The sequence below is a fragment of the Shewanella maritima genome (assembly GCF_043643735.1).
Lineage (GTDB): Bacteria > Pseudomonadota > Gammaproteobacteria > Enterobacterales > Shewanellaceae > Shewanella > Shewanella maritima_A.
The window spans coordinates 1-26,840 of the sequence record NZ_JBHZSM010000021.1; the positions used below are offsets into that span (position 1 = coordinate 1).

At 41.7% G+C, this 26,840-nt stretch carries 19 protein-coding genes, 1 tRNA gene and 1 pseudogene; 14 read left to right on the plus strand and 7 right to left on the minus strand.

The window, feature by feature from the left end; translation table 11 throughout:
- Positions 1–1,210: 1,210 nt before the first annotated feature.
- A pseudogene (locus tag ACHUGF_RS16895) lies at positions 1,211–1,366 on the plus strand (IS110 family transposase); the annotation flags it as partial.
- A gap of 22 nt (positions 1,367–1,388) precedes the next feature.
- Here the strand turns inward: ACHUGF_RS16895 and ACHUGF_RS16900 are convergent.
- A complete protein-coding gene (locus ACHUGF_RS16900) occupies positions 1,389–1,775 on the minus strand; it encodes a hypothetical protein (RefSeq protein WP_394132969.1) in 387 nt (128 codons plus the stop codon).
- A gap of 472 nt (positions 1,776–2,247) precedes the next feature.
- Here ACHUGF_RS16900 and yegD point away from each other — a divergent pair, with 472 nt between their 5' ends.
- Together yegD and ACHUGF_RS16910 are read left to right on the plus strand one after the other, a co-directional pair.
- Positions 2,248–3,639, plus strand: coding sequence for a molecular chaperone (yegD, locus tag ACHUGF_RS16905; RefSeq protein ID WP_394132970.1), 1,392 nt, complete (start codon positions 2,248–2,250; stop codon positions 3,637–3,639).
- A gap of 176 nt (positions 3,640–3,815) precedes the next feature.
- Positions 3,816–4,256 (plus strand): CreA family protein, encoded by a 441-nt coding sequence (locus ACHUGF_RS16910; RefSeq protein WP_394133045.1) that lies wholly within the window; start codon positions 3,816–3,818, stop codon positions 4,254–4,256.
- A gap of 102 nt (positions 4,257–4,358) precedes the next feature.
- Here the strand turns inward: ACHUGF_RS16910 and ACHUGF_RS16915 are convergent, their stop codons facing one another.
- From ACHUGF_RS16915 to punR, 6 genes are all read right to left on the minus strand, one after another.
- A complete protein-coding gene (locus tag ACHUGF_RS16915) occupies positions 4,359–4,697 on the minus strand; it encodes a TusE/DsrC/DsvC family sulfur relay protein (RefSeq protein ID WP_394132972.1) in 339 nt (112 codons plus the stop codon).
- Entirely contained in the window at positions 4,691–4,987 is a 297-nt protein-coding gene (gene tusB, locus ACHUGF_RS16920) for a sulfurtransferase complex subunit TusB (protein ID WP_394132973.1), read from the minus strand. The genes ACHUGF_RS16915 and tusB overlap by 7 nt, the downstream gene beginning before the upstream one ends.
- Positions 4,984–5,337 (minus strand): sulfurtransferase complex subunit TusC, encoded by a 354-nt coding sequence (tusC, locus tag ACHUGF_RS16925; RefSeq protein WP_394132975.1) that lies wholly within the window; start codon positions 5,335–5,337, stop codon positions 4,984–4,986. The genes tusB and tusC overlap by 4 nt, the downstream gene beginning before the upstream one ends.
- Positions 5,338–5,354: 17 nt before the next feature.
- The gene (gene tusD, locus ACHUGF_RS16930; RefSeq protein ID WP_394132977.1) at positions 5,355–5,744 is read right to left on the minus strand and encodes a sulfurtransferase complex subunit TusD; all 390 of its coding nucleotides are present in this window, start codon (positions 5,742–5,744) and stop codon (positions 5,355–5,357) included.
- Between the two features lie 89 nt (positions 5,745–5,833).
- Positions 5,834–6,496 carry a Bax inhibitor-1 family protein gene (locus ACHUGF_RS16935; protein ID WP_394132978.1) on the minus strand — a complete coding sequence of 221 codons (663 nt, stop codon included), beginning with the start codon at positions 6,494–6,496 and terminating at the stop codon, positions 5,834–5,836.
- A gap of 546 nt (positions 6,497–7,042) precedes the next feature.
- Entirely contained in the window at positions 7,043–7,945 is a 903-nt protein-coding gene (gene punR / locus ACHUGF_RS16940) for a DNA-binding transcriptional activator PunR (RefSeq protein WP_394132980.1), read from the minus strand.
- Between the two features lie 116 nt (positions 7,946–8,061).
- Between punR and punC the strand changes: the two genes are divergently transcribed.
- The 11 genes from punC to ACHUGF_RS16995 all read left to right on the plus strand — a co-directional run bounded on the left by punC (position 8,062) and on the right by ACHUGF_RS16995 (position 26,768).
- Complete coding sequence (gene punC / locus ACHUGF_RS16945) at positions 8,062–9,372, plus strand: purine nucleoside transporter PunC (protein WP_394132982.1); 1,311 nt, start codon at positions 8,062–8,064, stop codon at positions 9,370–9,372.
- A 218-nt stretch (positions 9,373–9,590) separates the two neighbouring features.
- The gene (locus tag ACHUGF_RS16950; RefSeq protein WP_394132984.1) at positions 9,591–10,130 is read left to right on the plus strand and encodes a hypothetical protein; all 540 of its coding nucleotides are present in this window, start codon (positions 9,591–9,593) and stop codon (positions 10,128–10,130) included.
- A 165-nt stretch (positions 10,131–10,295) separates the two neighbouring features.
- Positions 10,296–12,083 carry a protein translocase subunit SecD gene (gene secD / locus ACHUGF_RS16955; RefSeq protein ID WP_394132985.1) on the plus strand — a complete coding sequence of 596 codons (1,788 nt, stop codon included), beginning with the start codon at positions 10,296–10,298 and terminating at the stop codon, positions 12,081–12,083.
- The gene (gene secF / locus ACHUGF_RS16960; protein WP_394132986.1) at positions 12,083–13,000 is read left to right on the plus strand and encodes a protein translocase subunit SecF; all 918 of its coding nucleotides are present in this window, start codon (positions 12,083–12,085) and stop codon (positions 12,998–13,000) included. The genes secD and secF overlap by 1 nt, the downstream gene beginning before the upstream one ends.
- 145 nt (positions 13,001–13,145) lie before the next feature.
- Positions 13,146–13,236 (plus strand) — tRNA-Ser (locus ACHUGF_RS16965).
- A 1,453-nt stretch (positions 13,237–14,689) separates the two neighbouring features.
- Positions 14,690–15,742, plus strand: coding sequence for a porin (locus ACHUGF_RS16970; protein ID WP_394132988.1), 1,053 nt, complete (start codon positions 14,690–14,692; stop codon positions 15,740–15,742).
- 33 nt (positions 15,743–15,775) lie between these two features.
- Positions 15,776–18,913, plus strand: a complete 3,138-nt coding sequence (locus ACHUGF_RS16975) for an ExeM/NucH family extracellular endonuclease (RefSeq protein WP_394132990.1) — start codon at positions 15,776–15,778, stop codon at positions 18,911–18,913.
- A 71-nt stretch (positions 18,914–18,984) separates the two neighbouring features.
- The gene (locus tag ACHUGF_RS16980; protein WP_394132992.1) at positions 18,985–21,555 is read left to right on the plus strand and encodes an endonuclease; all 2,571 of its coding nucleotides are present in this window, start codon (positions 18,985–18,987) and stop codon (positions 21,553–21,555) included.
- 132 nt (positions 21,556–21,687) lie between these two features.
- On the plus strand, positions 21,688–23,397 hold the full coding sequence (gene ushA / locus ACHUGF_RS16985; protein WP_394132994.1) for a bifunctional UDP-sugar hydrolase/5'-nucleotidase UshA: 1,710 nt from the start codon (positions 21,688–21,690) through the stop codon (positions 23,395–23,397).
- A 387-nt stretch (positions 23,398–23,784) separates the two neighbouring features.
- A complete protein-coding gene (locus ACHUGF_RS16990) occupies positions 23,785–24,942 on the plus strand; it encodes a hypothetical protein (RefSeq protein ID WP_394132995.1) in 1,158 nt (385 codons plus the stop codon).
- 233 nt (positions 24,943–25,175) lie between these two features.
- On the plus strand, positions 25,176–26,768 hold the full coding sequence (locus ACHUGF_RS16995; RefSeq protein ID WP_394132997.1) for an ABC-F family ATPase: 1,593 nt from the start codon (positions 25,176–25,178) through the stop codon (positions 26,766–26,768).
- Positions 26,769–26,840 lie beyond the last annotated feature (72 nt).

Consider the following 26,840-nt stretch of genomic DNA (forward strand, 5'->3'; position numbering starts at 1 on the left):
TTCAATGCTGAGAGATGGTGTGATGTGGCAAGCGCCAAAAGCTCAAAATTAGCTATTGACGCCATAGTCTCTTGTTATGTAACGGGTTCGCTTGTATCTTTTAGGAAACTACTCTGATATTGACTTAAGAGTATTTTAAGTTCTATCACTCTTAGCTCTGTAATTATGATTCTCAAAATTAAGTTGAGCACGATTGCACCTTGAATTACAGCTATCGTTACATCTGAGGTCAAAGATGAATGGATAGCTAGAGCACCAATTACGGTTGCTAAAATGGGATCTAGAATTTGATTGTAAGAGTAATTTATTCGCTTTCGGCTTAAATCCCAAGACAGACTGAGACTATTCGCGAACCAACCAAGTTTGACTTTTAGTCCATTCTTGGCGACTTCAGACTCATACCCATGATTTTGTAATACTTCCTGTATTTTAGCTCTGTCCATATTCTCTATTCCATAAGTATCAACTTTGAGTGACATAACATTTATATAGTGCGCATGCGCACATAATGGGATTAACGCGCGTGCGCATTAATTTTGAAGATGTTGAAATATGCGCATGGTTAACTGTCTGTATTTCATTAAGTTAACAAAGATTGCACCAATACACCACCTGGTTAAATGCGCAGAGTGTGACAACTTGTAGAATCCAAGTTTTTAGTATTGATTAACGTCGTGGCGTTTTATTAAATAATCATTTTTAAGTTGAACGTCGTGGCGCTTCGCCCACACCCGACGAAAGGGAAACAACAGCATTTCCCTTTTCGATATCCCTTGCCGTTCCCACGAAGTGCTAATCCTCATGCTACAGAGTGAATTCACTAGCGCCTCATAATCGCCATCCATGGCTCATCTGAGGCTATGTCGGCGTCCTGCCTCCATCTCGTGAATTAACTCAACGCATTCGGGCACTTCCAAGGGAATCCGTTGAACCTGTAGGTGCATTGGAACTGTTTTGATGTTTATTCGAATAAGACCGAAACAACCTACAAATGAAGCTAAAAGCTGGATCATTCCCATATGGAAATCTTTCGCTTCTACTTATAATGAGCCTGAAAATTTTGCGATGGTCGGCTGGCCAAATTTTTGCAAAGAACCAAGAGGGTATAGCTGTTGATACTCTCTTGCTCGGGTGTGGGTTGAAAACCCACGACTTTGATGTTTATTGCCAATAGGCCAAACGAAGTTTGGTGTATAGGTTTGTTAAGACACAATCAAATACTGTTTTAAAAACTTATCAGCGATTAGTCGCTGCTGGAAAACCAAAGAAAGTGGCAATAATTGCCTATATTAGAAAGATAGTTGTAACACTGAATTCGATGCTAAGAGATGGTGTGATGTGGGAAGCGCCAAAAACTCAAAACTAGCTATTGACGCCATAGTATCTTGTTATAATCCATTTGTACGCCTTATCCTAACAAAATAAATGAGCTCATATAGTGCAATAACGGAAAAACCCACAAGAATCACATTACCCATTTCTAGCAATTCCGGCCTACCACACATCCCTCCAGGGCCAGCAATACCCTCCCAATACAGTACGTATTGCAGAATAGGAAGATAACCAAATGAGATTCCGAATAGAGTAGGAACCCATAAGCGAGATTTCTGGGCGAAAAACCTAAAAACTAGAGCAAGTAAGAACAGCAAAAAACCTATTCCAACCTTCTGAGAAAATATCAACTCATGACTTTCACCCAAGCCTTCAGGTTGAACAAAGCAGCCAATGGCATTTGAGGAAAACAAAACAGCTAAAAAAATGAATATTATTTTCAAGTTCAATACACCACACTGAATGGGTTATAACAGCGTATTAGCGAGAATGCTGGTTTAAACCATTAACATTTGGCTAAAAACTCATTCTGCTTTGCGATTTTTAATTAATTATTTTAATAACTTACCAGCCTTTCTTAGCTTGTTCAATTATCCATTGGGGTAGGGGAAACCGAGACTGTACTTAACCGAGCTTTTTTGGCTCGTTATGTAAATTTACACGAGAGTCATCCATTTAATAATCAGTAACACAACATTGTACCGAAAAGTAAACCGAGAGTTATTCGTTTTACATAACCAGAACTGAAAAGGGGCAAAAGGCTACATAACCCCAGATCGGTTTAATCCACTATACAACAGTGGTTTTAGCGCTGTTTTTATCATCTATCAGGAAGACACTTGGGCTTAATGCTTTAGTTGCTGAGGCCAGCGTGCTAAATTTGACGGCTTTTTGTTAGAGTTGTAAAGGTGAGTTATGTTTGTCGGGTTTGACTATGGTAGCGCTAATTGCTCTGTAGGGATTGTCATAGATGGCCAGGTTGAGCTATTGCCATTGATGGATAACTCTCACTATATGCCTTCAACACTCTATGCTTATGACAGAGACTTAATCTGTCAAGCTGTGTATCAGCAGTTACCTGTATCTGACCAAGCTGAGTACGCATCTTTGCGTGCTGCGCAATTGTCTCATGCTCAACGAGTGCGCCATGAACTCGACCTTAGTGCAGATGAACAAGCCGTGTTTGTCGGTAAGCAAGCCCAAGAACACTATCTAGACATGCCCGAAGAAGGCTTTTATGTCCGTTCACCGAAATCATTTTTGGGGGCGACTGGGTTACGTCAAGAACAAGTGGCCTTATTTGAAGATATCGTCACGCTAATGATGATGTTTGTAAAAAAACGCATTGATCACATACTGGCAGAGAAAGGTTTAGGTAAAGCGACCCATGCAGTGATAGGCCGACCCGTTAATTTTCAAGGTATTGGTGGTGAGCAAAGCAACTTACAAGCCGAGGCCATATTAACGACTGCGGCAACAAGGGCAGGTTTCGAGTCAGTGTCATTTTTGTTTGAACCGTTGGCTGCAGGAATGGACTTTGAAAGCCAGTTAACTTCGACGCAAACCGTGTTAGTGGTTGACGTTGGTGGTGGTACCACTGACTGCTCAGTCGTCAAGATGGGGCCTAACCAAAGTCAAACTTCAGACAGAAAAGCCGATTGCTTTGGTCATAGTGGTCAACGTATTGGTGGTAACGATTTAGATATCGCACTGGCAATGCAAGGTGTGATGCCGCACTTAGGTTCAACTTGCCAATTAGTGACGGGTAAGCCATTACCAAAACAGCCTTTTTGGAATGCAGTCGCTGTCAACGATATCAGTGCTCAACGTGACTTTGCGAGCTTGAGTACCAAAAAGTTACTCGATGAGTTGGTTAAAGATGCGGTGAAACCTGAACTGATAAAACGCTTACAAAAAGTGCAGCGTGACCAGTTGGGTTATCAAATCGTGCGCCAAGCAGAGTTAGCTAAAATTGCCTTATCTGAGCATGCGTCTACTCAAGCTGATTTGGCGTTTGTTGAAGCCGACTTTACATTAGACATAAGCTTATCTCAATTTGAAACCGCTATTACTACGCCTTTGGCACAAGTGGAAAGCTTAATGCGACAAGCCGTTGATGCCGCAACTGAGTCGATGAGTGGTAGAACTTCGCCAGATGTTGTCTACGTGACTGGCGGAACGGCAAAAAGCCCGGCAATCCATCAGAAAATCTCAGCGGTTTACCCTGAAGCGCAGTTAGTCGTGGGTGATCACTTTGGTTCGGTAACGGCAGGCTTGACTAAGTGGGCACAAAGAGTGTGGTATTAAACATTGCTCATTGCGGTGATGTGAATAGTAATAGAATTAGCTTATTCTTTATTTAAAGCATGCAAATGGCTAGCAAAAAACTTGAATATAAAAAAAAGCTAACAAGCTTTTTATAGGAAACAGATTAAATGAAAACTTCTCAGCGTGTATTACTTGCCTCACTTGTGATTGCCTCTATGGTGACTATTTCAGGCTGTAGTGACGATGTAGGCAAAGTGAGCTTAGGCTTATTTACCACCAAAGACATTAAACTGAATATGATGAATGATCCTATTGTTACTGGTGTGACATGCCATGTTGCTAGCATTGAAGCTGATTTAAGCTTAGCCGACCCATCTGATTCATCTATTTCATGTCGTCAAACAGGTGAAATCACACCGCAGATGATTGCAGAAATTGATAAAAGCCGATCTGGCGATGTGGTGTTTAAAAAGTCGAAAAGTATCTTTTTTAAAAGCATGAAGATCCGTCGTATCTATGATGCAGATAATCAAACCCTGATGTATGTGTCATATTCGACCAAGGAAACATCTGGCAGCTATAAACACAGTTTATCGACAGTGCCATTGTGGGGTACAGCGGCTTACAAAATGCCAGTGACGACTGAAGTTAATTAAGAGGTCAACTAATACCTTTCTGAACAGTAAGTTAAGCCCAATAAACAGCCTTGTTAGATAACAAGGCTTTTTTGTGGTGTTTTTCTTTTAGATTGGATTAGATTAGATGCATTTTGCAGGTTTCGGTAACCCTGCTATCTTAGTGGCTTGCTTTGCAGGCCCCACTGGGAAGAGGGTATAGAGGTACTTTGAGTTACCTTTATCGGGGCCAAGCTTTTGGCCAATGGCTTTTACAAGTACCCGAATGGCTGGACTGGTGTTAAATTCCAAGTAGAAATTACGTACAAAATGAATGACCTCCCAATGGCTATCAGTCAATTCAATGTCTTCGGTAGCCGCAATCACAGGTGCCATGGCTTCTTGCCAGTCAGAGGAATGCTTTAAATAACCTTGATGATCCGTTTCAATCTGCTGGCCATTAAATTTAAAAAAGTTTACCACGTAATCACCTTGTCATGGGTTAAGGTTAGTTGCACAAATTCATTATAATCAATCACCTGAATAGATAAATCAGTGATTGCTGCTAGCTTATCGTTAAGGCCTCTTGCTTGAAGGTCGCTAGTTAACACCCGCACATTTTTGCCCGCAAGCTTTGCCCGCCATTGGCTAGACATAATGGCATTGACCGCATCACCGGCCAGTAAAATGGTGTCGCTAGGGCGGCTGTATTGTAAATACAGGCTAAGTGCATTGTCGCTAAATACTGATGTTTGAAAATGATGTAAATTCAAAATACTAATACCTCATCAGCTGCATCAATATTATTGGCAATCACCTCGGTTGAAACAACTTCACCTAAGGTTAACTCATCCGCTTGAAGTCCAAGTTCTGACAAGGATTGCTGACACACTAAAATAGTGTCGATATCGTAAATGGGCATGGCTTTAAAGGTCGCGGTGTAGTTCTTTGAGCCGCTTAGCAATGGTTGCTGATTAGGCAGAAGGTGCAAAAGGGCTTCGCCGATAAAAATAACACTGACCTGCTGTTCAAAACTGGCGCTCAGTAACGCAAAGTCTAAACCTTCACGGCTAGCAGTCGTGCCGTAAGGGCTATGTCTAAAAATGATGGTAATCTTCTTCATTTTGCGCGCAAGGCTCCTTAAAAACTCACCAAACGGTCAGCTTGCTCAATCCCGGTGACTAACTCACCTAGGCCACCTTGAATGAATTGTTCGTGACAATTCGATTGGCTTAAGCCGTTTTCTTTGGCATCTTGAGTTGACACTACGCCGCGTCTTAGCGCCGCTGAAACGCAATTGGTTAGCGGGAAGTTATGCTGCTTGGCCAGTTCAGTCCATAATTGTTGTACATCAACTTCATCAGAAGCAGGGCAAGCCAATGCATTGGCGTTACTCACACCGTCTTGATAAAAGAAAACGTTTACTATGCTGTGGCCCTGTGAAATGGCTGCCTGAGTAAATTGCAAGGCATGAAAGCTGGCGTTGCTGCCGTAATTCGCCCCATTTACTTGGATGATAAATTTGTTCATTGCAATAAAAATGGCTCCTACTAAGGGAGCCATTTTAGCTTAGATACTTGATCAATCACAGTGTTGTGGAGAATCAAGTGCGCCTAAGTTTAGTCATCACCACCCATACCAAGAAGGTGCAGTAGCGCCATGAATAGGTTGATGAAGTTTAAGAACAGTGAAATCGTTGCGCGGATGTAGTTAGTTTCACCGCCATTAACGATACGGCTTGTATCATAAAGGATTAGACCAACCATAATCATTGCTACTGCAGCTTGTAGTGCCATGAACATTGCGCTGTTTTGCACAAAGAACATGTTGATCAGTGATAGGCCGATAACCACTAAAAGACCAGCAAATAGGAAACCACCCATGAAGCTGAAGTCTTTTTTGGTGCTGATTGCATACATAGATAACGACACGAAAATCACCGAAGTTAAACCAAAGGCTTGCATGATAAGTTCTGGGCCGTTTGCCATGCCGACATAGTGGTTCAAAATGTAGCCAAGTGACGCACCTTGCATACCTGTAAAGGCAAATACCCATGCGATACCTGAAGCATTGTCTGCTTTTTTCAAGGTGACCATCATGACAACAAGGCTACCTAAAGATAAACCGATTGACATGAATGGGCCGATATTCATCGCCATTGCTACACCTGCCATTACGGCAGCGAATGCTAAAGTCATCGACAATAGCATATAGGTGTTTTTAATCAGCTTGTTGGTTTCCATCGTCGTAGCTTGTTGGCTAGACAAAGTGTGTTGATTCATAACTGTCTCCAAGACAAAAGTTTATGTTCGCAGCCCCTGTGGCTGAAACACAAATATTAAGTTGTGCTTAAATCGATGATAACCCAGCTTTGGATTAGCATAAAGTGTTCTAAGTAAAGAATACGTGTTTGCTGATGAAAAGCATTAGTATTTCACTAAGTGGTTAATTTTGTAGCTTGTTTAATTAGTTAGCTAGGATGAGATAGCTAAACAGTCAGCTAAACAGTCAGCTAAACACAACACTGTGACTAGCTAAACACAAAACTGTGACATTACAGTGAGAATATACAGCGTAATCCCAATGCAAAAAAGCGGCTCTGTTATAAAAGCGACTCTGTTATAAAAGCGACTCTGTATAAAAGAGACTGCGCTATATGAGCAACAGCGTAACAAGTTATATGAGCAATAGCGTAACAGCGCTACTTTCAAAAATAGAGTGATTTAACATATGAGCAAATCACGTTTATTTAAATCAATGTGATTTATTGTTATCAAACTAGCTTAAATGAAAATTAAAATGTATAGGCTTTTGGGGTAAATGTGCGGTTAACCTAGCCATTGTTTATGTAATTGTTCAGTATCGCCGAGATAATCCAATACCCATTGCAATGCTGGAGACATCCGCTGTTGATCCCATGCTAAGCAACAAGGGCTGGCAGCTTTCGGGTTCTCAAGGGTTTTCTCTACCAATATGCCTGACATCATAAAGGGCTCAGCCAAGTGTATGGGCATATAACCGACGCCTAACCCAGCTGTGAAACAATTAATGGCACGGATCCAATCAGGTACCACAAGGCGACGCTGATTATCTAATAACCAAGTTGTGCGCTTAGGAATTTCTCTAGCGGTATCTTCTAGGCAAATCGCTGGATACTGGCGTAAATCTTCATCACTAAGTGGCCCTTCGACACTGGCTAGCGGGTGCTTCTTACTTACCAAGAATGCCCATTGAATGTCCTTCATATCACGGTATTGATACACTCCACCGACAGGAATTGCAGTCGTAGCGCCAATGGCAATGTCACTTCGGCCAGTAGACAATGATTCCCAAACACCATTAAACACTTCAATACGGATGATAAGTTCAACATCATCAAACTCACGGTAAAAGTCAGCAATTAATGCGCTGATCCTGTCTGCACGCACAATGTTGTCTAACGCGATTGATAAAGAAGGCTTCCAGCCATTGGCAGCACGTTGGGTTTCTGCTTTGACTTCTTGCATTTGTCTTAGCAACTCTCGTGAGCGTTGTAGGAATAATTTGCCGGGTTCAGTAAGTGTGACTGAGCGGTGATGGCGTTCAAACAGCACCACACCCATATCGGTTTCAATTTGTTTGACTGCGTAGCTTACCGCTGAAGGGACTTTATGTAGTTCATTGGCCGCGGCAGTGAAGCTGCCTAATCGAGCAACGATGTCTATCATATGTAAGGATTGTTCAGAAAGCATGCTTATCCCTTGCTGTGACTAATTTTGAATGCAGTGTGCAAAATATATCGTTTCACGGCCAAGGATAGCATCATTACAATGCCGGCCTGATTGTTAACTGAATAAACGAAACAGTAATGCGCACATCTAAAACTTCATCAATTATAGGCCAATGGGGCTTCTTTCTCTATCTCACAACACTCAGTATGTTGGGATTTATTGCAACAGATATGTATTTGCCTGCATTTAAATCAATTGAAAGCACACTTTCTACAACCACGCCATTAGTGGCAATGTCATTAACCGTATTTTTAGCGGGGTTAGCAGCAGGTCAACTCTTGTATGGCAAGTTAGTTGAATATTGGGGTAACAAACGCTCACTGCAGTTTGGATTAATGATTTTCATTGTCGCCACAGCAATGATTATGCTGGCTGACAATATCGTCATGTTCAATATTGGCAGATTTATGCAAGCGATTGGTGTGTGTAGTGCAGGCGTCATTTGGCAAGCACTGGTTATTGAAAAATATGATGAAAGCCAATCTCAATCTATGCTCTCTAGCATCATGCCGCTGGTCGCTTTATCGCCTGCATTGGCACCGATTTTAGGGGCATTCATTCTTAATGGTTGGGGATGGCAGGCTATTTTTGCTTGTTTGGTGTTGATAGGGCTGTTGTTGATGGTGGCAACGCAAGTGCTTGTTGCTGGAAAGCCGACAGTTCAGCTAGATGTGAACCCATCAGGCAATCAAGTGAATGTTGTAACTAATGAGGTTAAAGCAAAAACGAGTGGAAAAACGGGTTTTGCTACCATGCTTGCGAATCCGTTTTACCTGGGTAACGTGCTGATTTTTGCTGCTTGTTCTGGTGCATTTTTTAGTTATTTGACCTTGTGGCCAGCGGTAATGGGCAAGTTTGGGTTTGACGCCACCGCGATTGGCCTTAGCTTTATTCCGCAAACATTGATGTTTATTGTGGGCGGATATGGCAGTAAGAAGCTCATCAACAAGTATGGTGCGAACAAAACACTGACTATTTTGTTGGGATTATTTTTCAGTTCTACCGCAATGATTGCGATGATCACACTAACGGGTATGACGACGATTTACCCACTATTAGTGGTATTTGCCGTGATGGCCTCTGCTAATGGCGCGATATACCCAATAGTGGTGAATAGTGCTTTGCAAACTTTTAAACAAGATGCGGCGAAAGCGGCAGGCTTACAAAACTTTATTCAAATATCGATTGCCTTTGCTGCTTCGAGCATTGTGGCGTTATTTGCTCATGTATATGAAGTGGCTATTGGGCTGGGTATTGTCGCGAGTGCGCTATTAGTCATGCTGGCATACTGGATCCGTGGTTTGAATAGTTGGCAACAACTAAAAAGTGATTTTGTTATGCCCGATCCTGCTAGGTTAGCGATACATAATAATGAGCGTAGAAAGTAAACCAGTCTTATTAGCTGGCTGGAATATCTAGTCTTGCTTGTGAGGTGTCATTTGCAATAGGTATGCGGCAAGTTAATCAATGATTAAAAACATATATGATGTTTTATTAATTTAAACTTGTTTAATCGCGTTAACGCCCCCATTATACAGTTATAGCTAATAAAACTAAGGCTATAACTGTATGTTTACTGCATTTTTGATTTTCTTAGGTGACTCATTTGCTTAGAAATTGGTTATTAACTTGCTTTATGTTGTTGTCACTGAATATTTTTTCAGTGAGTGCGGCTGAGCGCATGATTAATAATGACAGTTATGCAGTATCAGTGAGTGCATATCAGATCAATGACCGCTCAGTTGAACATCACTTTGTATCAATGACTTGCAGTCAATCTATTGGTAATACTTCAGATACATATGGTATGAATGCTGAGTCAGTTTTAATCTCAAATTTATTACAAAGTAATCCAAAAGCAAAAGAGTCTCCACCCGTGTTTGATGAGATAGCAAAGCAGAATATGCTGTTTGAGCATAGACGCTTTGTTAGCGCTGATCACCGAGCGGGTAATGGTAAGGAGCCTGAATTCTTCTTGCTGATTGCTTTTGCTGAGCCGCAATTAAATAAGCTTGCTTCATCGCCTGTTTTAAGACCTCATTTTAGCCAACATTGGACCAGCCAGTCTGCCTCTGGTGTGTCACGTCTGTCTGGTTGGAAAGACACTAATTCTCTCTATACCCACCTACATCGCCGATTTAGCTAACTTTTTATCTTCAATGCTACACACGTAGCCAATGTGTCAATTTACTATACGGTCAGCTGTAGGTAAGGCCTTTTGCCTGTATCAAAAGCGTTACCGTGTAGGTAATACCAATCGTGATTGGTATAACAATTGACGTCGAAAGTGACAGATAAAGAGAATTTGATTGTGAAAAAATCAACACGACGTTCGAATCCAAATCGGTTGGCGGTTTGGAAATATTTAGTATTACTATTTACCTTAATTATTATGAGTTTAAGTGCCTTACCATCATGGTATGGCGAGCATGGCGCTGTGCATATTAAGCAAGATGCTAACACCAGCATTGATGCAGTCAGTATTTCAGATACCTTATCTCAGGCTGGTATTCCAGTACTGTACGTAAAGCAGCAAGAAGATCACACAGTGGTGGCGCTTGCTGACTCACAACTGCAAAGCCAAGCGCGTGCAGAACTCAGTAAACACTTCCCAGCAGAATCACAATTAACCCTAGCAATGGAGCCTGCTGCACCTGCGTGGCTGACCGACCTTGGCTTTAAGCCAATTAAACAAGGGTTAGATTTACGCGGCGGAGTTCAGTTTTTGTTAGAAGTCGACATGGAGCCTGTTTATCAAGCACATCGGCAATCTGTGATTGATAGTGTGCGAAGTGAATTTCGCACTGTGCGAGGTCAGCAGCAAGACAATGGTGTGCGAATTACTGTCACAGAGTCTAATAGAGCAGATGTCATTAGTTTTATTAAGCAGCAATTCCCAGAGTGGCAATTGCGTCATCAAGGTTCAAGGCTACTGTTGAGTCAAACAGATGAACATATTGACTCATTAAGACAATTAACCGTCACGCAAAACCTACAGATCATGCGCAGTCGTATCGAGCATTTAGGTATCACAGAAGCATCAGTACAACGTCAGGGAGCTAACCGAATTCGGATAGAACTCCCTGGTGTTCAAGATCCCGCAGCGGCAAAAGATGTGATTGGCGCGACAGCTTCTTTGTCATTTCATGGGATGAACAATCGTCAAGGGTTGGGGGCGATAGAATTGCCGTTTCATCAAGAACAAGTGGCGGTTGATAGGCGTGAGGTACTCGGCGGTGAACATATTATTGACGCACGTGCCAGCATAGGTGAAACCAGCATGCCTGAGGTTAATATTGTGCTGGATTCCGCTGGTGGTCGTAAAATGGCGAATTTTTCACGTGATAACGTGGGTCAGCCAATGGCAACTGTGTATCACGAATATGCAACAGCGAATGATGGCAGTAATGTGCAGCAAAGTAGCATCATTAGTATTGCCAATATTGATACTCAACTTGGCAGTCGCTTTCGTATCACTGGCGTGGGGACGTTACCACAAGCACAGGAACTCGCCTTATTACTTCGAGCAGGTTCATTAACCGCCCCAGTGACCATTGTTGAGGAACGCACAATTGGTCCATCTTTGGGTGCCGAAAATGTCAAAAATGGTTTTGCCGCTTTGGGATTAGGGTTAGCAATCACATTTACTTTCATTGGACTGTGGTACCGACGTTTAGGGTGGGTTGCCAACGCTGCATTGTTATTTAATTTGATCAGTTTATTGGGGCTGATTGCACTTATTCCAGGTGCGGTACTGACTTTGCCAGGAATTGCTGGCTTGGTACTCACCGTTGGCATGGCGGTGGATACCAATGTGCTTATCTTTGAGCGAATACGGGAAAAAATGGCAGAAGGACGTAGTTTTGCTCAAGCCATTAATACTGGGTTTGAGAGTGCTTTCTCATCCATTTGGGATGCGAACTTAACTACTATGATTGTTGCTATTGCACTGTACTCCATTGGAAATGGTCCCGTACAAGGCTTCGCTTTGACACTGGGCTTAGGCTTATTAACCAGTATGTTTACAGGCATTTTTGCCTCAAGAGCCATGATTAATTTGATTTGGGGCCGTGATAATCGCCGTGAGGTAAAAATATAATGAACACATTAATTAATAAGTATTTCACGACAGCATTTGGTCGTTTGCGCTTTTTTATGTCGGCAACTTCTCTCGGGTTGGTTTTATTGTCATGTAGTTTTATTGGCTGGCAAGGCTTTAACTTAGGTCAAGATTTTACCGGTGGCGTGGTGGTTGAAGCGCAAGTTGACCCTCAACTTTCCTTAGAAGATCTTAATCGCCATTTAGACACGCAATTGGGGCAAGATGTACAGCTAGTGCAAGGCAGTGAAATGGGACACTGGCAACTTCGATACAACCATCATGGTATTGAGCATATGCCAATTGCTGAGGTATTGGCCACGTTTAGTGATAATGTGCTGATTACCAGTAGTAGCATTGTTGGACCACAAGTAGGGCAAGACATGGTGGAGCAGGGCGGATTAGCCATTATGACTTGTTTGCTATTAACCCTCGCTTATTTGAGCATCCGCTTTGATTGGCGATTAGCCACGGGAGCGTTGGTTGCACTTAGCTGTGACATTATTATTGTACTTGGGGTATTTGCAGCCTTGCAGCTTGAATTCAATTTGACTGTGTTAGCGGCTGTATTAGCTGTGTTAGGTTACTCGTTAAATGATTCGATTATTATTGCAGATAGAGTGCGTGAATTAATGCGAGCCAGAGCGAATGGACAAAGTGAAACGATTATTAATGATGCGGTAAAGTCGACATTTTCGCGCACCATGGTCACGTCAGGGACGACATTAGCAACAGTGACATGCTTATGGTTATTAGGCGGTGACAGTCTACAAGGGTTTGCGATTGCCTTAATGGTTGGCATTGTATGCGGTACTTGGTCATCCATCGCGCTTGGGGTGACATTGCCACAATTACTTAATATTTCACCACAACATTATCAGGTGATTGATTATTCGGATGACGCTTTGAATCCGTAACCCCATTCGTAAATGCTTATAATCAGCTTTAAAGGGATAAATTTGCGCTTTTTTGTTCAAAGTGATCTTAAAGTGAACAATTGAACAGGTGATGTAAAAAATCCCTTTACAGCTAAATTTGGTTAGCATATTATTCGCGGCGTTCGGAGAGATGGCAGAGTGGTCGAATGCACCGGTCTTGAAAACCGGCAGGGGTTTGTAGCCCCTCTAGGGTTCAAATCCCTATCTCTCCGCCATATTTAGAGAAAGCCCGCTGAGAAATCAGCGGGCTTTTTCGTATCTAGGTCTAGAGGTTACTGTTTGTTCAAACTAGCTGCTGATAGTGGCTTTGTGATTGGAACTTGGCAAGGTTCAGAGGCCAGCCAATCCGTCTGCAACAAACAATAACCTTATTGCTGCCTCTGTATCTTTAGATTCCTCAGCTTCACCTTTCATTATCTTCACTTGTTATGCTCATTTAGACTTTAAGTATGAGTCTTAGCATACATCCTCTTACGGTAATTATTTATATATCTGAATTACAAATGATTTTTTGCCTAGCAAGACACATGAAACCTTAAATTGGTTGTTTACCTTCACTGGGAGTGACTTGCTAGCTGGTCCTCATTAAATAGCAATGAATTACCAGATCTTAACCTCATGCGTGACTACCGACATCAAGCCTGAAATTGACACTATAAGTCAAAATCATGTGTGTACCTTTAGGTGTGCTGTTAACTTTTGAATTGTTAGAAATGATAGTTTGAAAGTGATATTTAATCATATTTATCAGAGCTAGAAAGTCTCGACTGTTTGAAATAGTGTTTCGTAATAAGAACAGGCTCGTGCTTTTATTTTTCGTTACTGTTAATTGAATAGCTAAAATCCTTTGATTTTACCCTGCTATGGTTGTTTTGTTACGATTTTACTAATCTTTATTGTTCTTTTCTTAGAACGGGTGGGGCCTTATTTTATTGATCGCTCATTTGTGTTGTTTAATTTTTTATATTTACTTATTTATTATTTAAATAATATGAATCTTTATTTGCATAATGTGGCGATTTATTTGATTAAATAAATATTGGCATTATTTGAATTGTTGTTATATATCAAGCTGCATGTTTTTTGAACAGGTTTTCGTCTGTTTTTAGCTACTTTGACTTCCACTGCCGGCTTTTGTAGTCATATCTGTTGAATAATTAATTTATTTGTGGGTATCTCATTATTTTAAATGGGTTGTTTGTATTGTAACTCCCTAATTAACAATGTTAATTAAAAGTTTATAGTTTGTTTGTGTGATAGTTATCACAATATTTAACTTGCTATGTAACTTTTACTTACATAGCATTGCAGTTGTTAATTAATGGGGTTTTATATAATAAAACATTGGAAAAGTGTTGTGAGCTTGTAATTTCAAGGAAGTTAGTTGTACGTGCTCTACTTTATAGAATGTTAATATTTGCTGTCTGGTGATTTTTTATTTTCTTGTTGAGTAATTATCACCATAACCAGCATGCACTCATACTATTCTTCTATTAAAAATACGCATTGCTTACTCTTTTGTAATTTAAGTGCGCTTATCATGTAGTCACATCGATGAGCTGATTTAGCTCTTCCCTGCCTTTAAAAATTAACATCACTAAATAACGACTTAATTAAAACCATGCCCAACTAAATCTGGGCTGAGTTTACTAAATGGAAATATTTGCGATGCTTAGAAAATCAGCTGTTGCAATCGCCTTAGCTTCTTTGTTTTGTACTGCTGCCGCGAGTGCTGTGACTTTGAAAGAAAGCGATAATGGAGATTACATTCGCCTATATGGTGAAGTGGGTGTTGGTGGTCATTTTGCTACGAGTTCAGACTATAACCATGATGAATTCTATGATGCCAAAGGTTATGTGGATGATAGTTTTGCCACGATGGGCATTAAAGGACAAAGAAGTAATTACATTTACCGTCTAGAGCTGGATTACCAGCGCAGAAACTGGCGTGGTGGTGATGGTGAGTTTGAGTTGGCCATTGACAAAATGTACGTCGGATATCGTTTTGATAACACACATGAAATTCAACTTGGTTTAACTGATACAGCATTTGACCGATACGATCATTATGGTGATTTCACCTTTAATAAATCAGTAGAAACCGGTGAAGCAGGAGATCAGGAAAACACCGTTAAATACGAAGCTAAATTCGACAACCTAGTTTATGGCCTGTCTTATTCCTATGACGGTAAGCACAAGAATGGTTCTGCACAAGGCGATATCGTTAACGGTTATGTCGGCTGGATGAACAGTGTGGTAACCGCAGTTGCTGGTCTTGAAGCAAGAGCGGGTTCAGATGGCGAATCTAAATACGGTGAACAGAAATTGTTTGGCTTTGGTATGCGAGTTCAAGCAATGGAAAAACTGCACTTTGGTTTGAATGGCTTTATTGAGGATGAAGATCTTGCTACTCGTAAGAGTGGTGATATTTACCTTGCCTATGAAACTTTCCGCAATTATGGCATCACGCTAAGTGCCAAATATGAGTTAAACCAGCATTGGGACATCATCGCGTCCGCAAATCACGAACAATATGAAAGTTGGGATGTTGAAGGCCCTAACTTTGATTACTCAGGTTTACCGCCAGCTTACGGTAAAGAACGTCGCTGGGGCAGTTTAGGTGTGGATTATCGTCCTGCAAGAGATATCGAATTGTCGATTGAAGGCAGAGTCGGTGAAGCGCCAGAAGCCGCTTACGCTTATGCACGCATGTACTTTTAGTCCACCGTCAGTTAACTAAATATCGAGTTTACTATGAAGAAAACGTTTATTTCACTGGCCATTGCCAGTTTAATTAGCACGAATGCATATTCAGGTGTTAACGATCTCCTTATCACTGAAATGGTGCAAAAAGACTATGGTGCCGAGTATGGCTCCGTTGAAATTTCTAATACTCATGCTACCGAATCATTTACTTTTACAGATGATACTGCCGCATTTATTTGGGGTAACGGTAAGTATGAAAACCAAATGCTCAATGAGAGCGGAGCACCGATTCTAACCGGTATCACGCTAGAGCCGGGTAAATCTTTAGTTGTGATCAATAAAGATGCAAGTGATGAATATAAGCAAATTATTACCAATAACGGTGGTGCTTATGTTATCGGAACTGGTGACCCTGATACGAGTTACTCAGATTTTTACCTCAGTGGTAATGATGGATTCTACATCAAAGATGGTAGCACCATTATCGATAGAGTGGGTGCTGCAGATAACACAAGTGTTTGGGCGCCTGATACAACACTACGTCGTCGCCAAGACAGTGAAGGCAATGCGCCAGCTCCTTCTGCAACATTTGATGCATCTCAATGGGAAGTCATTAGCCCGTTAGATATGTCTACAGTGGGTACGCCGAATCTAGCTGAATCTTATGAGCCGTTTGTATGTGCTGATCTGAAAATGATCAGTGAAATTCAAGGCACGGGTAGTTCATCTCCGCTGAAAGGCGAAAAGGTTGCGGTTCAAGGTGTTGTCACTGCTTTTGTTGAAATCCCTAAAAAAGGCTTTTATCTACGCGATATCATTGCTGACGGTAACCCTTTGACCTCAGATGGTATTTTTGTAGAAAGTGGTAATGGTTCAAGTTCGCTTATAGGTCAAACTCTGTGTTTGGGTTCAGAGGTGTTTGAATCATATGGCCAGACTCAACTGACTACTGAAAGTTGGGAAGTGTTGGATAGTGGTTATACGCCAACCACTGCAACTAATATTGAAATACTGGATTCTGATGGTGGTTCATTTGAAACCACATTAGAGCGCTACGAAGGGATGTTGGTCAATTTACCTGAAGACCTAAATCCAATGCTGGAAGGCAATCAGGATATGCGCGTGTCGCGTAGCTTTAGCTTCAATTATGATAGCTACAGAAACAATATGACACTGGCATTCATGCGTCCGAACATGCAGCCTAACCAACACAATGTTGCTGGTACACCTGAATCTCAGGCTGCTGCAGATCAAAACAACGATTATCGTTTGATTGTTGAAAGTGCCACTAAAGCGGGTAATGGTGATATTCCATACTACCCTGATTTTGGAGTCGATCCTGCGCAAAACTATATCCGTATTAACGACAGTGTTGTGGGTATGGAAGGTGTGATTAACTACAGCTATGGTGATTACAGCCTGACTGTGACTAATGAGTTAAAGAGTCATAACTTTATTCATAATTACCCAAGAACTGATAGTCCTGACATTGATGAAACGGTAGAAGAACATCACTTCCCAATTCGCATTGCAAGCCAGAACTTATTTAACTATTTCAACTCACCATTTGGTGGTGCGCAGAACCAATTCGGTCAAAGCCGTGGTGCCGACACTCATGATGAGTTTATCCAGCAAAAAACCAAGTTAGTTGAAGCCATTCGTGCGCTTGATGCTGACGTAGTTGGTTTAATGGAAATGGAAAACAATGGCTTTGGCTTGACCAGTGCTATCGCTGATTTAGTTAATGAAGTTAACGTTTACTATAACGATGAGTGGGCTAATAACCATGATAAGCCTTATTCAACTGAAAATCGTTATGTGTTTGTTGGCTTTGACCACAATGGTAACCAAATTCTTGATGATCTAGACGCACTGGGTTCAGACGCGATTGCCACCGGTATTATTTACCGCCCAAGCAAACTGAGTATTGAACGTACTCGAGTTGTGACTATGCCACAGCAAAAAGCGCCGACCATTGTTAATGACAACAACGAAGTGATTAAAGATGGCAGAGATGAAATTCTTGAAAGTGGCCAGAACTATCACCGTGATGCATTGGTAACCACATTCCTAATTAACCAAACTGGTAAGCGATTAACACTGGCTGTTAATCACTTCAAATCGAAAGGTTCTACATGTTGGGAAGACTGGCAAGGCGTTGAATTTGGTGATGCAACAGTATGGACATCTGATGCGCCAGATCTTGACTTCCAAGGTTCTTGTTCAGAGTTCCGTATTTCTGGGGCTGTACAATTAGCTGAAGAATTGAAAACAGTACAAGGTGATAAAATCATCTTGGGTGACCTCAATGCTTACGCTCAAGAAGACCCATTGTTAGTGTTAACTGAAAATCCACGCAACAAAACTCTTGTTACTGCTAGCCACACATTTGTTGGTAGTAAACCACAGTTTAATAGCAGTGGTGCGCCAGTGACGATTACTGAAACCTATGGATATGTCGATATCATTTCTAAAGTGTTTGAGCAAAAGGGTAAATCTGCTTGGAGTTATTCGTATAACGATGAAGTGGGCTCTTTAGACCATATCCTTATCTCTCCTTCGTTAGAAGACCGTGTGATTGATGCAGCTGATTGGCATATCAATGCCGCAGAATCAAACCTGTATGATTACAACATGGAATACAAAGGTGATTACAACAACTTAGTGAATAAGTTCTATGCACCGGATCATTTCCGCTCTTCAGATCATGACCCAGCGTTGTTGACTCTCAGTTATCTTCCAGGCGAAGCCGATGCTGGTCGTTCAATTTATCTGACTAAGTTGAACAAGTTGATCAACGTGCCATATCAAATCCCTCAAGAAGCAGGCGCGCTAGCTGGTGATGTTGCCACCATCAAGCTAAGCCCCAAACCTACAGATGAGCAGTTGGATCTAAGCCAACTTGTTGAGCCAGATATTGTGCTTAAGCAGGATGAGCCTGGCCAAGTGAGCTTCGAAGTATTTGGTGCTCCTTCTGCACACTACACCGCCAAAGTGCAATTACTGCGCAATGGTGAAGTGGTACCTAACTCAACTGTCTCATTTGATTTGCAAGTTGCTAGCAGAGACTCATTAGTCGCTGATATCAAGCAAGAAGAAAAAGATAACACTGGTGGTAGTACAGGTTTCTTTGGCCTGCTATCACTTCTTGGTTTATCACTGCTTCGTCGTCGCAATCAAAAGTAATGGCTTTCAATGACCAAGCGCCTGCTTAAGGGCAGTGCGCTTCTCATTCACAACGAATAAAAGATATGACTATGAATAAAAAAATCAGTGCAGTCGCTTCGGCAATTACCTTATTGCTAGCAACTGTTTCAACTGCTGCTCATGCTAATCTTGTTATTACAGAGTACGTAGAGGGTGGCGGTAACAATAAAGCCGTAGAAATTTCTAACTTAGGCACCAGTGATATTGACCTTGATGCATCACAATATGTCCTAACTTTGTACTCAAATGGGGCAACGACTCCAGGTAACACTGCAACATTAACTGGCACACTAAAACCTGGTGAGTCAGTTGTTTATCACAATGCTGGTGCAGATGATGAGTTTAAAGTTGGCATTGAGTCAACCGTCACTTATTTCAATGGTGATGATGCATTGGTACTCACTCAAGGCGGTACAGTAATTGACCGCGTGGGTAAACGTGGTGAAAGACCTGATGGTGCGTGGACCGATCCCAATGACCCTGACTTTTCGACTAAGGATAAAACCCTTAGACGTAAAGAAAGTGTATTAATTGGTGATACCAATGCAGAAGCAGACTTTCCTGGCACTGACAACCAGTGGGTAGTGTTTGATAAAGACACTAGTGATGGCTTAGGTTGCCCTGGTGTGAGTGCTTGTACTGTTGAACCGGGCGTATTGATTATCAGTGAATACGTAGAAGGTAGTGGCAGTAACAAAGCTATTGAGTTATCAAACGTAGGCGGCAGTACACTTGATTTAGATTCAGCTGAATATAAGCTGGAGCTTTATTTTAATGGTGGTACAGATGCTGGTCGTACAGAAATTCTTTCTGGTCAGCTTGCTGCTGGCGAATCTATCGTATTTCACAACGCTAGTGCAGATGATGAATTTAAAGTCGGTACAGCGTCTGAAATCACTTATTTTAACGGTGATGATGCGTTAGTACTTTACAAAGATAATGTTGCCATTGACCGCTTTGGTAAACTTGGCGAAGATCCCGGTTCTGCTTGGACTGACCCTAATGATCCAGAGTTTTCTACAGCAAACAAAACCTTAAGACGTAAAGCCAGCATCACTGCAGGTGACACAGATCCTTTAGCTGACTTCCCAGGTTCACCAAATCAGTGGCTCACTTTTGATATCGATACGGCTGATGGACTAGGTTGTAATGGTGAAGAAGCTTGTCCAGAAATCCCAGTATGTTCTAACTGCCCAGAGCTTGACCCTGTGGCAGATCCTGACAGCTATAATCGCGAAGTTTATTACTCTGATGTATTGAATGGTTCATTTGAAACTGCAGAAGATATGAAAAATGCGATTTCAGCAGTGATAGCGAATGGTCACAAGCAATTGTCATATAGTGAAGTATGGACTGTCGTGACTTATTCTGATGAAGATCCTGCTGATAGCATGAACATCCTCGAGCTATACACGGGCAACTCAACGGCTAAAAACAGTAATGCTGGTAACGGTGGAAGCTGGAACCGTGAGCACGTTTGGGCGAAAAGTCATGGCTTCCCTAGTGAGTCGCAACTTGGCTATACCGATGCTCACCACTTGCGTCCGACTAATGACCGTATCAACTCAACCAGAAGTAATTACGACTTTGATGAGTGTAGTGATACTGGCGTAGAAGTGGAGGGGGCTCCGGGTAACTACCTTGATACTGCTAAGCGTTGTTTTGAGCCTAGAGATCTAGTTAAAGGTGATGTTGCGCGTATGATCCTGTACATGGATACACGTTATCAAGGTAATGACAGCAATATGCCAGATCTAGTGGCCGTTGACTATATTACGTCTGCTGAGCAAATTGCCAATAATGAGCCACTCATTGGTAAGCTATGTACTATGTACAATTGGCACTTCCAAGACCCAGTCAGTGAAACAGACATGCAACGTAATGATGCTGTTTATACTTATCAAGGTAACCGTAACCCATATGTCGATAACCCAGAATGGGTGAAAGAAGTATACGGTGAACAGTGTGGTCCTAAACTCGATGTTGATGTAATTATTGCAGCACCTGAGCAAGTGAACGAAGGTGAAGCGTTAGTGATTGATGCATCTGACACAGTGGCAGATGACGGTACACCATTAACCTTTAACTGGGTGCAAACGGCCGGTCCTGAAATGAGTTTTGATGCTAGCTCTGCGACATTAAACTTAGTCGCCCCAGAAGTAACTGAAAATACTTCACTGCAGTTTAATCTAACGGTCAGTGACGGTAGCTTAGAAACGTCTGAAGTTGTCAGCGTGACGGTTGTAAATGTACCGTTCGATGTGGACGTGACGTTTGACGGTATGACTGAGTTAAACGAAGGTGAAGTGGCGACTATCACGGCAACGATTGCGGATGAGCCAGCTGGTCTAACTTACAAGTGGAACCAAGTGTCTGGTGAAACAGCAGAGTTTAGTGCAGAAGGTCTCGTGTTAACTGTGACGGCGCCTGATGTCACTGTTGATCAATCGCTAGTGTTTGAATTAGTGATTAATGACGGCACTGAGCAAGTGAGTAAAACTGTCAGCCTGATGGTGATTAATGAGCCTGGCTCAGGTTGGACTAAGCCAGATGGCGCGGGTAGCCTAGGACTGGGTTTACTTATGCTATTACCTTTAGCTTGGCGTCGTCGTCAAAGCTAAAAACAATTTAGTGTAACGGTTATCCAGCAGTATGAAATCATATTTTGTACTGCTGGATTTTTCATATGCAGGACAAGTTACGGATTGTCTTTTATGTTTTGGCTCGAGGCCTAATCGATAAACGGGTATACCATGAACGACTCAATTAACTTTAACTTAGTGACTTCGACTCATCAGGCTGCACGAATAGTATTGCTGGCCGTTGGGTTGACAGCGCTAGCCGGTTGTAACAAAGAGACGGTAGACCCGCAGGCATGTGCTCAAGCGGGTGATGAATGTGTCAAATTGACCGTATTACACACCAATGATCACCATGGCCGATTTTGGGCTAATGACAAAGGTGAGTATGGTATGGCGGCCAGAAAAACCTTAATTGACAATATAAGAGAACAAGTGACATCTGAAGGTGGCCAAGTATTACTGCTTTCGGGCGGTGATATTAACACAGGTGTACCTGAGTCAGACTTACAACAAGCTAAACCAGACTTTCTTGGCATGAATCTGTTGGCTTATGACGCCATGGCTGTGGGTAATCATGAGTTTGATAATCCACTAGATGTTTTAGACGGTCAAAGAGAACTCGCTAATTTTCCAATGTTATCTGCCAACATTTACCGTGAAGTCAATGGCCAATGGCAGTCATATTTTGAGCCTTATAAATTATTTACCGTTGGCGACTTAAAGTTAGCCATCGTGGGGTTAACCACGGAGCAAACTGCACAAATTGGTAATCCCGAATATGTGAAAAAATTACGTTTCACACCGCCTCAGATTGCAATGAAAAATGCCTTGTCGATATTAAAACATACAGAGAAACCAGATATCGTATTTGGTTTAACCCACATGGGCCATTACGAAAATGGTCGACATGGTAGTAATACGCCAGGCGATGTATTACTGGCAAGAAGCTTAAGAAAAGGCCAGTTAGATGCCATTATTGGTGGCCATTCACAAAATCCAGTGTGTATGGCTGATAAAAATCAGTATGCGGTGATTAAACCGGGAGATGAATGTCGTCCAGACAAACAAAATGGCACTTGGATTATGCAAGCTCACGAATGGGGTAAATATGTTGGCCGCGCTGATTTCGAGTATGTTAATGGCAAATTATACCTAGCAAATTACCAACTGATCCCAGTGAATTATGCCGAGGGGAAAACGTTGACGACAGAAAGGATTGCAGAAGATGCTGATATGATTGAACTACTCAGGCCATATCAGCAACAAGGACAAGAAATCCTCAATGAAGTGCTGGGTTATACTCAGTCAAAGCTTGTGGGTGATCGTAAAGTTGTACGTAATCAAATCAATGAATTAGGTGTATTAATTGCACAAGCGCAAAGCCGAGAAGTGGAAGCAGATTTTGGTATTCTCAATTCTGGTGGTATTAGGGCATCCATTGCCCAAGGTCCAATCAGCTATCGCGATGTGTTAACAGTGCAACCGTTTGCTAATCTATTAACGGTCACCAGAATGCAAGGTGCTGAACTGAAAAACTACCTTGCTAGTGTCGCCACACAAACCCGTGGTTCAGGTGGTTTTGCCCATTTCAGTGATATCGAAATGACCGTGGATTGCCGACGCAGCAAAGTCGAAATCGCAAGTGTTAATGGTAAAGCATTCGATATAAATCAATATTATAGCTTTAGTTTACCAAGCTATAATGCATCGGGCGGTAATGGCTATCCCGTGTTAAAAAATGCCAAGGTGACCGATATTGTTGATGCCGATGCTTTAGCGCAATATTTGAAACAACATGATCAAATTAATATTGCTGATGGCACTTATCAGCATAAGGTGACATTTGTTGGGGCTGACACACCTTATGGTTGCGGTGGTTAGTCAGCACCTTAATGTCTAGCAGTTAAGTAATATTTTATGCTCGATTGAATGACCAATTGTTTAGCTTTTAAAGGCTTCTGAATTTATTCAGGAGCCTTTTGTTTTACAGTGAGCTATCAAATTGCTTCTTATTAATGTGCGCTAAGAAAGAAGGCTTAAATTAAATGAGCCTTGTTTCATCTAGGTGCTGATGTTGTCAGTTATTCATTCCAGTATTCATTTTTAATGGTGTTGTATGGAAGGTAGTAACTTTATCTCTTAGGTTCGAGACAGAGCACAGGCATTTAGTCACAGGCATTTAGTCACAGGCATTTAATGACTGTCATTCAATAGACCTGCCTGTGAATTGTGCTAGGTTAGGTAAAAATATATTCATCGAGGGAGCGAATGAAACTACTTAAATCTAGTGGAAAATATCAGCAGGCTTTTGACTCAAAACACAATGATGTGACCGCTTTTCACTCATCACCATCTGATATTAGCTTGTTCGATTACGCGCAAGCACTGTGGTTTAAAGTGCCAGCTTTAGTGCTAGGGCGTAGTTATTATCGAATTGTGCGCCATTTTGATAAAGGCCCGTCAAAGGATTTAGACCCATCTTCTCTTTACCAGTTGATTGTTACTACGGGGTTAGCGAGATATGTTAGGCACGATTTGTTAGACCTTAAGTATTTCGCCAATATCGGGATGCAAACAGCGCAAATTCTCTTAGATCATCAAAAGGCGATTGCGATGCCTGATAAACGCGAAAATGAGGATAGCATGCAAGCAATGGACAGAGCCCAGCGTGCGTGCTTTCTTGCCGTGCCAATACATTATCATTCATTTGTGCATTTCCATGCGCCGACAGCGATGGCGGTATACGCTGCTAATCTCAGTGCGAGTAAATTTAAAACTTTTTTAAGAAGACATAGCCGTTATACGCTGATTTATAACAATGGCGGTATTGATTTAGCCAGTTCAAATTACATGTGTCAGACTTTATTGCCCGATTACAGTAATCATCGTGCCAGTGATTCAATATTGGCGAGAGTACAGCAGTTTTGGAATATTACTGAGCAGACTAATCCGCAAATGCCGTTAGCGCGTACCATAGCTAATCCTGACAATTTTGTGATGGATTGGAGTGTACAAAATGATGCTAGCTTGCCATTTGAGCAGAAAATTCACCAATATTATCCCTATATACACGATTATGTGGCGCGGCAATCTTTCACTACTGAAGAGTTAACTGCCTTTAGCCGCTGGTTTAGTGCGCATATCTATCCAATACCTGAGCAATTACAGGGCACAATCGTGCCACTGACTTATCTTGTATGGAGCAATTCTGTGGTGCATTCGTTGGAACATGCTGAGTACTATAAGTGGAAAGCTTATGCTCGCTATGGTGATAAGCAGGCTGATGACTCATGGTATCGCTACTTCATGAACGCATTTACCAAGCCATATGGTTCATACTTTCGCGATGAGCGGCTAGTTAAATATCTACCAGAAATTGCACATTTAGATGGCGCTGATGATTGCTATGTATCGATACAGTTTTAATTCAATGCTCAATGTTTATCACCATTAGTCATGTGACGAACAAAATTATTTGTCATTGCAGGTGCGTTAATGCTCTTGGCGCTGTAAAGCTGAATCGCCCTCATGTATAATCGCCACCAATTTTGCGTAGCCTTTGAGTGAGCATCCCTGATAAAGCGGGTTACTCACTTCAATCTTGACTATGCTTTAACTTCTCATTCGCTCAGTATTTAGTGTAATTAAAGGAAATTTAAGTGATTTATAGTAACAACATCACCATGCAATTTGGCACAAAGCCGTTATTTGAAAATATTTCGGTGAAATTTGGTGGTGGTAACCGCTACGGTCTGATTGGCGCCAACGGATGTGGTAAATCAACTTTTATGAAGATCCTATCTGGTGAACTTGAGCCGACTAGCGGTAATGTCGCTATTGATCCAGGTGAGCGTATTGGTAAATTGAATCAGGATCAGTTTGCTTACGAAGAATATAGTGTTGTCGATACTGTGATCATGGGTCACAAAGAGCTATGGGAAGTTAAGCAAGAACGTGACCGCATTTATGCTTTACCAGAAATGAGCGAAGAAGAGGGCATTCGTGTTTCAGAGCTTGAAATGGAATTTGCCGAAATGGACGGTTACACCGCTGAATCTCGCGCAGGTGACTTATTAATGGGAGTGGGCATTGGTGTTGAACAACACTTTGGCCTAATGAGTGAAATCGCACCAGGTTTTAAACTTCGTGTTCTGCTTGCTCAAGCACTGTTCTCTGATCCAGATATTTTATTACTAGATGAACCTACCAACAACTTGGATATTGACACTATTCGTTGGTTACAAGAGATGCTTAACACCCGTAATAGCACCATGATTATTATTTCCCATGACCGCTATTTCTTAAACTCAGTTTGTACTCATATGGCTGATATCGATTACGGTGAGCTACGTGTTTATCCAGGTAATTATGATGAGTACATGACGGCTGCGCTTCAAGCTCGTGAGCGTTTGTTATCTGACAACGCTAAGAAGAAAGCGCAAATTGCAGAGCTACAAACGTTCGTATCGCGCTTCTCGGCTAACGCTTCAAAAGCGAAGCAAGCGACTTCGCGTGCGAAGCAAATTGACAAAATTAAACTGGATGAAGTTAAAGCATCAAGCCGCGTCAATCCGTTTATTCGCTTTGAGCAAGAGAAAAAGCTATTCCGTAATGCTTTGGTTGTTGAAAACCTAGCGAAAGGTTTCGATGAAACCCTATTTAAAAACCTAGATATTATCGTTGAAGTGGGTGAGCGTGTTGCAATCTTAGGTGAGAACGGTGTGGGTAAAACAACACTACTTCGTACCCTAGTACATGATTTACCACAAGATGAAGGTACGATTAATTGGTCAGAAAACCATAACATTGGCTACTATGCGCAGGATCATGAAGCGGATTTTGCTAATGATATGAACTTGTTTGACTGGATGAGCCAATGGCGCAAACCTGAGGATGATGATCAAGCTGTACGTGGTATTCTAGGTCGTATGCTGTTTGGTGCCGACGACATTAAAAAGTCAGTGAAAATTCTATCCGGGGGTGAAAAAGGCCGTATGTATTTTGGTAAATTGATTATGCAAAAACCAAACATTTTGCTACTTGATGAACCAACAAACCACATGGATATGGAATCGATTGAATCGTTAAACAATGCGCTTGAACTTTATGAAGGTACATTATTCTTCGTATCCCATGACCGCGCATTTGTTTCATCACTGGCTAATCGGATTATCGAAATTACGCCTAATGGTGTGACTGACTTTAAAGGTACTTATGATGAGTTCCTAGCGAGCAAGGGCATCGAAGCATAATTTAGCTAAAACGCCATATAAAACCGCCTATTTAAATAGGCGGTTTTTTTATGTGTTATTGATAGTAAGAGA